General features: G+C 34.6%; 8 protein-coding genes and 1 pseudogene. 6 read left to right on the top strand and 3 right to left on the bottom strand.

Features of this window, described 5'->3' with window-relative positions:
* Nucleotide 1: 1 nt before the first annotated feature.
* A complete protein-coding gene (locus tag BM371_RS13485; protein ID WP_034678533.1) occupies nt 2-457 on the bottom strand; it encodes a hypothetical protein in 456 nt (151 codons plus the stop codon).
* Nucleotides 458-641: 184 nt separating this feature from the next.
* Here BM371_RS13485 and BM371_RS13480 point away from each other — a divergent pair, with 184 nt between their 5' ends.
* From BM371_RS13480 to BM371_RS13465, 4 genes are all read left to right on the top strand, one after another.
* Nucleotides 642-1,064, top strand: a complete 423-nt coding sequence (locus BM371_RS13480; protein WP_034678531.1) for a PaaI family thioesterase — start codon at nt 642-644, stop codon at nt 1,062-1,064.
* Between the two features lie 92 nt (nt 1,065-1,156).
* Nucleotides 1,157-1,501 (top strand): phage holin family protein, encoded by a 345-nt coding sequence (locus BM371_RS13475; protein WP_034678528.1) that lies wholly within the window; start codon nt 1,157-1,159, stop codon nt 1,499-1,501.
* A 285-nt stretch (nt 1,502-1,786) separates the two neighbouring features.
* Complete coding sequence (locus tag BM371_RS13470; protein WP_034678526.1) at nt 1,787-5,989, top strand: T9SS type B sorting domain-containing protein; 4,203 nt, start codon at nt 1,787-1,789, stop codon at nt 5,987-5,989.
* A gap of 288 nt (nt 5,990-6,277) precedes the next feature.
* Entirely contained in the window at nt 6,278-8,263 is a 1,986-nt protein-coding gene (locus BM371_RS13465; RefSeq protein WP_034678524.1) for a urocanate hydratase, read from the top strand.
* Between the two features lie 46 nt (nt 8,264-8,309).
* Here the strand turns inward: BM371_RS13465 and BM371_RS13460 are convergent, their stop codons facing one another.
* Together BM371_RS13460 and BM371_RS13455 are read right to left on the bottom strand one after the other, a co-directional pair.
* Complete coding sequence (locus BM371_RS13460) at nt 8,310-9,422, bottom strand: protein NO VEIN domain-containing protein (RefSeq protein WP_034678520.1); 1,113 nt, start codon at nt 9,420-9,422, stop codon at nt 8,310-8,312.
* A gap of 443 nt (nt 9,423-9,865) precedes the next feature.
* On the bottom strand, nt 9,866-10,426 hold the full coding sequence (locus BM371_RS13455; RefSeq protein ID WP_034678510.1) for a hypothetical protein: 561 nt from the start codon (nt 10,424-10,426) through the stop codon (nt 9,866-9,868).
* A 208-nt stretch (nt 10,427-10,634) separates the two neighbouring features.
* Between BM371_RS13455 and BM371_RS13450 the strand changes: the two genes are divergently transcribed.
* Both BM371_RS13450 and BM371_RS13445 read left to right on the top strand, forming a co-directional pair.
* Nucleotides 10,635-11,315 carry a DUF6261 family protein gene (locus BM371_RS13450; protein WP_034678507.1) on the top strand — a complete coding sequence of 227 codons (681 nt, stop codon included), beginning with the start codon at nt 10,635-10,637 and terminating at the stop codon, nt 11,313-11,315.
* Between the two features lie 443 nt (nt 11,316-11,758).
* A pseudogene (locus tag BM371_RS13445) lies at nt 11,759-12,079 on the top strand (GIY-YIG nuclease family protein).
* Nucleotides 12,080-12,202: the final 123 nt, after the last annotated feature.

Raw genomic sequence — 12,202 nt, 5'->3', positions numbered from 1 at the left:
TTTAAATTTCACAATACTTTAATTTTTCGAAAGAGATATCGTCTTCAAAAGTCAAATCAAATATGGGTATTATGTCGTTGAAATAATTTACATTTTTAATATTTTCGGCCATCAAAGATTTGTCAGGTTGTGTAATTAAATCATACTGATTAATTTTATCTACTCTGTGTGCATCCTGATAATCAAAACCAAAAATTCCTTTCTCAGAATATGAGATCCAATCTGAAAAATTCCCTTTTTCTTGGGTGTATATTTTAGCTGTTGTAATTTTAGGTAAATCTAAAATCAGTTGTTGAAGCTTTAAATATTTTTCCAACGATAAAAGAACTTTTTTAGGAACATAACCTCTGTTAAAGGATGAAAAAACTGAAATCTGTCCTGCTTTGTCAATTCCAAACCAATCAAATTCTAAGTCATAAGCTTGATTTTTAATTGCATTCCAAATTTCATTTGTCATAATTTTAGTATATTTTAGTTATTAAACAGCAATTTCTCTATAATAGTTTGTTTAAATATAATCAATAATTCAAAGCAATAAAATTAAATCATTTACTAACCGAATTCAAAATAATTTAAAGAAATTTGCTAAACCTAAACCTAAACCTAAACCTAAACCTAAACCTAAACCTAAACCTAAACCTATGTCTCCCGAAAAAACAAAACTTATCACCGACAGTTTCATCCGTTCCGAAACTTTAAAATTCTATAAAGCCGAATTATTGGGAGTTGAAACCGATTTCGTTTCTATTAAAATTCCAAAAATGGAACTGATGACGAGAAAAGCGGGTATGTTCAACGGAGCGATGATTGCTTCTTTGGTAGATGTTTCTTCAGGTTACGCAGCAGTGAGTCATTATGAAGAAGATTGTTATGTGGTAACGGTAGAGTTGAAAGTAAATTATTTAAGACCCGCAATCGGAGATGCTTTGGTTTCAAAATCTTATGTGGTGAAAGGCGGTGCAAAAATTTCTGTGATTCGCACGGAAATTTATACAGTGAATGAAAATCATCATTCGGAAAGTCACGTGGCAACTTCGTTGGTAACGATGATGAGAATAAAGTAATAAAATCTTACAAACTTAGTATTCATCAATGTTTAAATTGGATTGGAATAAGTTTTGTTGCTCAAGAATCCATAACATAAAAATTACACACTATGAACTTAATTATCCGTTTGCTGATCACTGCAATAGTCGCTTTTCTGTTGACTAAAATTTTACCGGGCGTGCATTTCGAAGGCTTTTCTACAGCAGTTATTTTTGCTATTGTTTTAGGACTTTTAAACCTTATTGTAAAACCTGTTTTGAGTCTTTTTGGTTTGCCTCTTACAATTATTACTTTAGGCTTTTTTGCTTTGGTCATTAATGCGATCATTATCCTGATTGCTGATTATTTTATCGACAGCATGACCGTTGATGGATTTTGGTGGGCATTTATTTTCAGTATTTTGCTTTCTATCATTACATCACTTGCCAATTCTATGTTTGCAGATAAAGATTAGTAAAAAAATATAGAAATTACAGAGGTGGAAATTGAAAAATTTCCACTTTTTTTGTTTTGGGAATGAAATTATTATTAATTAATAAGCTGTTTAGAGGAATTTTTACATAATGATCTATTATGAAAGAGCTGTAAAAGAATGATGTATAGTTTTGTATTAATTGATTTTTAATAAATTATAAATAAATATTTATGCTTATATATTTTATAGTTAAAAAGTGTTAATTTTGTAAAATAATTATCGGTAATCGATTTATTATAAATAATAATTTTTTACACCAAATCAATGACGAAATATTTACAGTTTTTTTTGCTGTTTATCAGTTTTTATGTCTTTTCTCAGGTTCCGGCAAGTGTTACCATTAAAGATTCTTCAGGTAATGAAAATTTTAATGTGACTTGTACCAACGATCTTGATGCCAATGGTTGTATTGCTCTTCATGTAGAGTATCCTGTTATAAGACAGGCTACCAATTATCAGATTACACAGGGAACTTATAATCCTCCCGTTCCGTTGAATCAGGGGACGTCTCTCAATGCCAATTTTGATGATGTTTTCACTTCAAAAATAGATCTTCCTTTCAAGTTTTGTTTTTTTAATCAGTATTTTGAATCTTTGGTCATTGGTTCAAACGGGATGGTCAGCTTTGATCTGAATCAGCAGGGAAACATCAATTATCCAAATGTTGCATGGCAAAATCCGAATATGAATCTGCCGAAAAATTCCATTTTCGGAGTATATCACGATATGGTTTTTTCATCAGGCGACAGTTCCGAAATTTATTATTCTGTCATAGGAACAGCACCGTACAGAAAATTTGTGGTAAGCTTTTATGACGGAAGGGTAGCAGGTTGTACCGATCGCTCTTCTTCACAAATCGTTCTTCACGAAACCACCAATATTATTGAGGTTTTTGTAGATAAAAAACTGACACCCTGCCCTACAAGAAAGTTTGAAAATGCTTTGATCGGAATAATGAATAATGACGGAACTGTGGGATATTCTCCGGCATCCAGAAATACAGGAAACTGGCAGGCTTTGCAGGAATCATGGGTTTTTACCCCAACCGGAAATGTTATTCAGCCAACCGTAACCTGGACAAATTCTGCAGGACAGACTGTAGGAACAGGTATTCAGACGGTTTTATGCCCGACTCAGAACGAAGTTTATACGGCAAATGTCAATTTTAATGTCTGCGGAAACAGTAACCTTACATTCACTGATGATTTTACGCTTAACTTTGATCCTTCTTATCCCGTTGCAAGAAATTATGCCCAGGATTTTTGCGGAAATGCACCCGTTCAGCTTAATTTAAATGATTTTAAGCCCAATCTGACTTCGCAAAACCCGGCTAATTTCAATTTTACGTTCCATAATTCTTTGATTGATGCTCAGAATAATCAGAATAATATTTCAAACAATTATTCATTAACTGCAAATACCGTCATTTATGTAAGAATCCAGAATCCGAATGTTCCGGGATGTTTCAGGGTAGCGGTGCTTACTTTAAATTTCCTTACGAAAAACCTTCTCACCAATTCTCTTTTACTTTGCGATACCAATAATGACGGAATTGAGCAGAATTATAATCTGAGTCTTTTCAATGAACTGCTTTTACCTTCAGGAACAACATCAGCTTCTTATTATTTGAGCCAGTCAAATGCACAAAACAATACGAACGCTGTCACTACAGCTGATATTACGGCCAATACCAATCTCTGGGTTAGAATTCAGGACGGAACGTGTACGTATGTTTTAGGACCTGTTACTTTTACTTTTCAGATGGGTGTTAATGCCAATTCACCTGTTAATTTTTCCTACACAATGTGTGATATCAATGCGGATAATCAGGAAATATTTGATTTTACATTAAATATCGGCCCGCTGATTAGTACACAATCCGGAGCAACATTTACTGTTTATGAGACTTTTGCAGAAGCCTATAATGATTCAGGTACAACCATTCAAACAATTAAAGAAGGAATTTATACTGTTTTTGTAAGAGTGGAGATTCCGGGCGGATGTTTTACAGTGGTTCCGGTAAATTTAAATATTACGTTCACAAAAATTATAGCCAACGTTAAAAATGAGTATATCTGCTTCAACGGAACTGATGATATAACGGTGAATCTGAATACGTTGTCTGCAAATATGCTTATTTCACCACCAACAGTTCCTTTTACAAAGTTTTATGCTAATTTTGATGATGCCACTTTGGATGTAAATACGATTTCTGCAACGCAAACCATTACTGAAAACGGAAATCTTGTAACCAAAACTTTTTATGTGAGATTTGAGCAGAGTGCCACTTGCTACACGATTAGAGCCATCAATGTAAATCTGGTTCATCCTGTAATCGTCACTTCAAATTTTACGGTATGCGATTTTAACAATGACAATACGGAAACCGTTTCTTTAGCACAGTTTTCATCTGCAATTATCGGAAACCAGAATGCAGCAACAACATTCTATCTTACTCAGTCTGATGCTCAGAACGGAACAAATCCTGTAACCAGTACAGATGTTGTGGGAACGAAACAGCTTTTTGTGAAAATTACTTCTTACAACTGTACACAAATTTATCCGTTTAACATCAGTCTGGTATCAACACCATCTGTAAATCCATTGGTAAATATTTCGCTCACGAATATTTGTGATAACAATAATGATGGAGTAGAGGTTTATAATCTTCTTTCTGCCCAATCGCAGATTTATTCCGGAACATCAGGCGTGAGCTTCACCTATTATCAAAATTACAATGCTACGGATCACACTTTCTGGAATGAAATAACCAACCCCGATACTTTTCCGGTTACAGGAAATGCAACGGTTTATGTAAAGGTGAAATTTAATAATAATGAATGTTTTTCTGCATCTCAACTGAATATTCAAATGACTTTTTTACCGACAGTAGTTTTAACCAATGCAGTTCTGAATACCTGTGACGAAGATTTTAATCTGAGCGAAACTTTCCAGCTGAATGATGCAGTTCCGCAGATGTTTTCGGCTTCTCAGAACACCTATCCGCTTTCTGATATGAATATCTCATATTATTATACTGCTGCAGAAGCGAATATCGGCAATCCTTCTACTCAGATCGGGAACAGTATTGTGACGAATGTTTCAACCGTTCAGGTTTGGGCAAGATTTCAATCACAAACAACGGGTTGTTTTTCAGTTGCGCCCATTCAGCTGAATACCTATTTCCCACCGAAAGCGATCAACTCCAGTATTACGGTTTGTGACGATAATCTTGACGGAATTTATGAGGTTAATCTGATGAATTACACCAATCTTTATGTGGATATTCCCAATATAATTAATACTTTCACATTTTATTTGACTCAAACCGATGCTCAGAACGGAACCAATGCCATTACCAATCCGCAAATTTTTACAGCAAATCCTTTTCCACAGCAGATTTGGGTTAAGGTGATGAATATTTCTGGTTGTGACGATATTGCAAGTATTAATTTTGTGATCGGAACCAAAGTGGTGCTTCAAAATTCCGGTCCGTTTTTGTTGAATGATGTTTGTGATACTTTAAATGACGGAATTGAAAATGTGAATCTTACCCAATTCCAACCACAGATTTACTCAGGAAGTAATGCGACTTTTACCTACTATGCTTCTTTAGCTGACCTGAATGCAGGAACAAATGCCATTACAAATGCTTCCAGTTATCCTTTTAATCAGAATTTGGGATCAGATATTGTTTATGTTAAAGTCAGCGTTCCCGGATTTTGTCCTGAAATAGCCACCATAAAAATCACGCTGAAGCAGGTGCCAATTTTTACGATTCCGACACAATATTTTTGTCCGGATGCGACATTTACCTATACCTTAGTGGTAAAAGACCATACAATTATAAGTTATGTTTGGACAAATCCTGCGGGACAGGTCGTTTCGAATACAGATACAATTAGCGGCGTCGGAATGGTAGGAACATACACCGTAACGGCAACATCGAGCAACGGATGTTCTTACACAACTACGTTTGAAGCGAAACATTATGATGTCCCGGTTATTCAGAATATGGTGGCAAACGGGAATGCTTACACGATAACTGCGACAGGTTCACAGCCGATCGTTTATTCCATCGATGGGGTAAACTGGCAGGAATCTAATGTTTTCCTTAATTTACCAACAGGAATAATCACTTTCTATGTAAAATATGTTGAAGGCGAATGTATCGTAAAACAGGATGGAGTAATTTTAGATATTAAAAATACAATCACTCCAAACGGTGACGGAAAGAACGATAAATGGATTGTCAGAAACCTTCACGTTTTCGGAACCAGAATGACGAATGTAAAAGTATTTGACCGTTATCAATACCTTATTTTCGAACAGAATACCAATACTCAGATTGTGTGGGACGGAACAATTTCCGGAAGACCAATTCCAACCTCAAGTTATTGGTACGTCATCACACTTCCGGACGGAAGAACGTTTACAGGATGGATCTTGGTGAAAAATAATAATTAAGACTTTTTTGGATAATAATAAATACCTCATTGAAATTCAGTGAGGTATTTCCTTTTAGTAAAACATTTATAAATCAGCATTCTTTTTGTCATTTCGCAGGAATCTAAGCAAAGTTTAAAAAGCAGTCTAGATTCCTGCGGAATGACAAACACTCAGTAGAGTTAAAAAAAATACGAATTTCCATTACTCTGTATATTTTCTTTCTTTATTTGCAGGGATTTTCTAATTTGAATATCTTTAAAACCACAAAAATCCAACAACCATCAACAAAAAACCATCGACGAGATAATGACTTTTAAAGAACAGATACAGCAGGGAATTCCAAGCGAATTACCGCAGCCAAAACCATACGAACAAAACATCAATCATGCTCCAAAACGTAAAGAAATTTTAACGGACGAAGAGAAAAAACTCGCTCTGAAAAACGCTTTACGTTATTTCGAACCAAAATTCCATGCGGAATTATTACCGGAATTTAAAGAAGAATTAGAAAAATACGGAAGAATTTACATGTATCGTTTTCGTCCGGATTATGAGATGAAAGCGAGAGATATTGCAGAATATCCCGGAAAATCTGAGCAGGCAAAAGCGATTATGCTGATGATTCAAAACAATCTGGATTATGCGGTGGCGCAACATCCTCACGAATTGATTACGTATGGTGGAAATGGTGCTGTCTTTTCCAACTGGGCACAGTATCTTTTAACGATGAAATATCTGTCTGAAATGACGGACGAACAAACATTAACCATGTATTCAGGTCATCCAATGGGATTGTTTCCTTCGCACAAAGATGCACCGAGAGTTGTGGTGACGAACGGAATGATGATTCCGAATTATTCCAAACAGGATGATTGGGAAAAATTTAATGCACTTGGAGTAACGCAGTACGGACAAATGACGGCGGGAAGTTATATGTACATCGGTCCGCAGGGAATTGTTCACGGAACAACGATTACGGTTTTAAATGCGTTCAGAAAAATAAATAAAGAACCAAAAGGCGGATTATTCGTTACTTCAGGTTTGGGAGGAATGTCCGGAGCTCAGCCGAAAGCAGGAAATATTGCGGGATGTGTTACGGTCATTGCAGAAGTGAATCCAAAGATTACCAAAATTCGTCACGACCAGAAATGGGTGAATGAAATCCACGAAAATCTGGATGAATTGGTTGCAAGAGTCAGAAAAGCTCAGGGAAATCAGGAAACGGTTTCTCTGGCTTATCTTGGAAATATCGTAGAAGTTTGGGAGAAGTTTGATAAAGAAAATTTAAGAATCGATATCGGTTCAGACCAGACTTCGCTTCACAATCCTTGGGCGGGAGGTTATTATCCGGTCGGACAAACCTTTGAGAAATCTAATACCATGATGGCTGAAAACCCTGAATTATTCAAAGAAAAAGTTCAGGAAACCTTGAGAAGACACGCAGCGGCAATCAACAAACATACAGCAAAAGGAACTTATTTCTTCGATTATGGAAACGCCTTTTTACTCGAAGCTTCAAGAGCCGGAGCCGACGTAATGGCAGAAAACCCTACGTTGGGAAGAGAGTTTAAATACCCAAGCTACGTTCAGGATATTATGGGACCGATGTGTTTTGATTATGGTTTCGGGCCGTTCCGTTGGGTTTGTACCAGTGGAAAACCGGAAGATTTACAGAAAACAGACGAAATTGCCTGTCAGGTTTTAGAGGAAATGATCAAAAATTCTCCAAGCGAAATCCAACAGCAGATGAAGGATAATATTCAGTGGATCAAAGGTGCGCAAGAAAATAAATTGGTAGTAGGTTCACAGGCAAGAATTTTATACGCCGATGCAGAAGGAAGAATGAAAATAGCAGAAGCCTTTAATAAAGCAATCAAAAACGGAGAAATCGGAGCGGTGGTTTTAGGTAGAGACCATCATGATGTTTCGGGGACGGATTCTCCGTACAGAGAGACTTCCAATATTTATGACGGTTCGAGATTTACGGCAGATATGGCGATTCACAATGTGATTGGCGATAGTTTTCGTGGGGCGACTTGGGTTTCTATTCACAATGGAGGCGGCGTTGGCTGGGGAGAAGTGATCAACGGAGGTTTCGGGATGTTGCTCGATGGAAGCGATGATGCCGACAGAAGATTAAAATCTATGCTGTTCTGGGACGTGAACAACGGAATCTCCAGACGAAGCTGGGCAAGAAATGAAGGCGCTGTTTTCGCCATTAAAAGAGCAATGGAAGCCGAACCTAATCTGAAAGTGACGTTGCCGAATTTTGTAGATGAAAGTTTGTTTTAAAACTTTTTAGATATGGAAACCTGCTGTGAGGCAGGTTTTTTTGTTTTTACTTATATAAGACTATATATCCATTAGGAATTCTTTCCATCAAATCAATATTTAAATCATCAACATCAGCAATATTTTCAATATTATAAACTCTTTTGATTTTGTACTTATCCCTATTATTGCTTAGGACATTATACTCATTATTAGTTATATAAAATTGTTTTGATAGTGGGTCTTCTTTTTTTCTTGTTGTTGTTTTAACCTCTATGAATTGATCATTACCATTATCATCTAATGATAAAATATCAAATCCATAATGAGCTGATTCTAATGCAAGATGTCTTGGGTATCCTTTTTTTAAAAGTCCTAATTTATTTAGTCTTTCTGTTTCATATTTTAATATGAATAACTCACCTTTTAGACCAATTTGGGCATTTCTTTCAGCTTTTTTTGCGCTTTGTTCTGGCGTTAATGGCTTTATCTTTTTTTCTGAATTAGTTGAAGTAATTGCATTCATTAAGAAAATTATTTGAGAAACATAAAAATCCAAAATTGAGTTTTCAATGACTCCAAATTCATTAGTAAAAACTTTAACGGTTATTTGAGAGTTGTCTGGATTATATTTAATTGAATTTATCCATTTATCAGGTAATACTTCACCGTTTGAATATGCATTGAATCCTATTTCAAAAAGTGAATTATATTGATTTCTAAATTCTAAATTATTTTGTAATGTATATGATAATTCAAGCCCAAGTTTTTTTAGTTCATTTTCTAAAACCTTTTTTTCATTATGTTTTTTACTTCTAGTAGAAGATCTTCCAAAATAAAAGCCGACATTTAAGTATGGAGATCCTTTTTCAATTACAAAACTTATTTGAGCAGCATATTGCTTGTTAGAAGAGCCCTTGAATAAAGTTGACCATACGTTGTGAAGTGTCTCTCCAAGTGTTATTGGATTAGCTTCTGGAGAAACGTTTGTACTAAAAGGACCATAAAAAGATTCATATTTATTTGCAAAATACAATGCAATATTTCTTAATTTGACTTTTATCGAATTAAATTTAATTCGCTCCAATTCATTTGTGTTGGATGTGAGTTTTTTTCCAGGATATTTTCTTTTACTCAATTCATTGATAAATTTTAAATCTTCGAGAGTTATTGTTTCCATAGTTATTTTATAAAAATATTATTAAATTGAAATTCTTCTAAAATATAAATCTTCTAACCAAATATAAGAAAACATTATATGTTTTTTAACTCAGAAGAGAGCCCTTAAAACAAACCTCCCAACCCCTCCGTTGGTTTAAAACAAGCTTGTTTATAACTTCCCGATAACTCCAGAAGTCTCCCACAAGTTGCGGGGAACCTCCGGAGAGCTTCTTTGGTTTAAAACAATAGTGTTTGAGACTTCTGGAGGACTAAGTAAGTTTCCTGCAAGTTGTAGGAAACCTTCGGAGCCCTCCGTTTATTTAAAATAAGATTGTTTGTAATCTCCGTAGTACTACGTTTGTTTAAAGCAATACTATTTATAATCACAGGAATTTTTCTGATAATGTATAGATAATAACTTCTCTTAAATCTTAGCACATAAGAGTTAATTTAAATTTTTGATTATTTATTAAGTATAGACTGAATTTCAGATTTAGATATACCAAAACTTTCAGAGATATTCCAATCTTCATTTTCACTTAAAGTTATATGTATGGTCTTTATCTGCTGATTAATAGTGTAAAAAAACATTATTGTTCCCTTATCATTGATTGCAGATTTATTACTATACCAAACTAGAAGACAATACTCAGCAGGAGGAAATTTATAATTTTTTGAACTTAAATGATCTGATTGAATAAAAAGATATTCTCCCTGTTTTCTTTTTTTTATGTAATCTGAAACTGTACTTGGTATATAATAACCTCTATAGCTGTTATTATAAATAGAAATTGAACTTATTAATCCAGGATGAAATAAAGAAATTATGAGTTCTTCACTGAGAGTCCAAAAAGCAAATACATTTTCTTGAGGATTTTCTGCCCATCCACTATCAAACGTGTCAATAGTCTTAATAATAAACAATTCTCTGGGCTTCCATAAACTAATCCTATTCCCAATAATTTTTTCGCAATTATGTATAAAATTAGGATCATCACTATCATCATTAATTATAAATTTCATTTTCTATGATTTCTTGGAACAATAATTTTAAAATCAATTCAAACACAATATTTTGAATATCATTCAAATATAAAAAATAATTGATACTTTATTGAAGCTTGTTTTCGCTCGAGCGAGTGTTTTGCCTATTAAATAGAAAACGTATAATACATAGAAATTAAATTTTTATATATTTGGTTCATAATTTATTAATTAAAAATACAAACAGATGAAAATTGCACTCACTAAGTTGAGCACTAAAGATCTTGCGACTTTGGCTCAGAGAATTATTTCAAACATTCAGTCAGGAAAATATCCTGTGATTTCCAATCATCCACTTGCTGCGACTATGCAGACTTCCTACACCGATTACGATCAGGTCTATACCAAACAAATCTACAGCGGAAAAGGAAAAGATGTTGCCACGGCAGACCACGAAAGGGATGTTGCCTACACCAATCTGAAAGCCTTTCTCAACGGTTACCGACAGCTTTCTACAGCACCCAATTATCAATCGGCAGAAGATTTGTACGGCGTATTCAAAACCTTCGGACTGAATCTTGACCGTTTAAGTTATTCATCACAAACCGCTCAGATGAAAAAGCTGATCGAAGAACTGGAAACCCCGGATAATCTGCAGAAAATAGCCGTTCTTTCTATTACTCCTGCTTTTAACGAAATAAAAACAAAGCATGAAGATTTTGAAGTGATGTTTGCAGATCAGGCAGAAGCCAATGCAGACCTCAGACAAATGACGAGTGCATCTGCCATTCGAAAAGATCTGGAGAAAAACCTGAAAGCCTATCTCAATCTGTTAACAGCCATGAAAGAAGTTCCGGGTTGGGAACTGCTCTACAGCGATACCAACGAGCTGGTAAAAGCAGCGAAAAATTCGGAGGTTCAAAAGTAGTAGAAGAAAAAAACAGAATAAATAGTAGAAAAACTCAGAGGAAAGCTGAGTTTTTTGTTTAGAAAAAATAGGGCACTTAGTTTGTCATCCTGCAAGAATATTTCCAAGTAATTCTCTAATACTATGTTGGGATTCCTACGGGATGACACAGTGTGCGCAGAATTGGGTGTAGAAGTTGCCTTTGTTCGGAGAAAACATAACCACACTGTTTGTCATTCTGAAAGAATCTAAGCACGAATCTTTCCAAGCAATTCTCTAATGCTATATAGAAATCCCTACGGGATGACAAAGTGTGCGCAGAAGTATGTTTGTGAATATTGACTTTTGAGTTTAGCAAAAAAAAGGATAACGTTTGTTATCTTTTAAGGATCTGAACACGAATCTTTTCATGCTAAGTATTTATTACAAATTAGATATATTTGTTTTACTTAAATAAACACATAATGATTGAATTTACAGAAGGAATATATACTTTTTACGTTTATATTCTTACTAATAAAAACGAAACTGTTCTCTATACGGGTGTTACAAATAATTTGCATAAAAGGTTACACTAACATAAGACAAAGTCAAATCCTAATTCATTTACCGCAAAATACAATGTCGAATTCTTAGTTTACTATGAAAAATTTGGGTGGATTCAGCAAGCAATTGAACGGGAAAAAGAAATAAAAAATTTATCTCGGATTAAGAAATTAGAGCTGATAAGAATTCAAAATCCCAATATGGGTTTTTTGAATGATTTGTTTCAACTGGAACTTTAATTGCCATTGCGAGAATGAAATAAAGTACTTATGAGTGAATCTTTACATGCTACTTTTTTAATACTACGTTGAGATCCCTACGGGATGACAAACTGTGTGTGGAAGTTTTTGAATATTCTATTA

Source organism: Chryseobacterium formosense (assembly GCF_900116415.1).
Lineage (GTDB): Bacteria > Bacteroidota > Bacteroidia > Flavobacteriales > Weeksellaceae > Chryseobacterium > Chryseobacterium formosense.
The sequence above is the reverse complement of the archived record's forward strand: the minus strand, read 5'-3'. Positions and strand labels throughout refer to the sequence as shown.

Coding starts and splice junctions, on each gene's coding strand:
- BM371_RS13485 (WP_034678533.1), bottom strand. CDS start 457: ATGACAAATGAAATTTGGAATGCAATTAAAAATCAAGCTTATGACTTA.
- BM371_RS13480 (WP_034678531.1), top strand. CDS start 642: ATGTCTCCCGAAAAAACAAAACTTATCACCGACAGTTTCATCCGTTCC.
- BM371_RS13475 (WP_034678528.1), top strand. CDS start 1,157: ATGAACTTAATTATCCGTTTGCTGATCACTGCAATAGTCGCTTTTCTG.
- BM371_RS13470 (WP_034678526.1), top strand. CDS start 1,787: ATGACGAAATATTTACAGTTTTTTTTGCTGTTTATCAGTTTTTATGTC.
- BM371_RS13465 (WP_034678524.1), top strand. CDS start 6,278: ATGACTTTTAAAGAACAGATACAGCAGGGAATTCCAAGCGAATTACCG.
- BM371_RS13460 (WP_034678520.1), bottom strand. CDS start 9,422: ATGGAAACAATAACTCTCGAAGATTTAAAATTTATCAATGAATTGAGT.
- BM371_RS13455 (WP_034678510.1), bottom strand. CDS start 10,426: ATGAAATTTATAATTAATGATGATAGTGATGATCCTAATTTTATACAT.
- BM371_RS13450 (WP_034678507.1), top strand. CDS start 10,635: ATGAAAATTGCACTCACTAAGTTGAGCACTAAAGATCTTGCGACTTTG.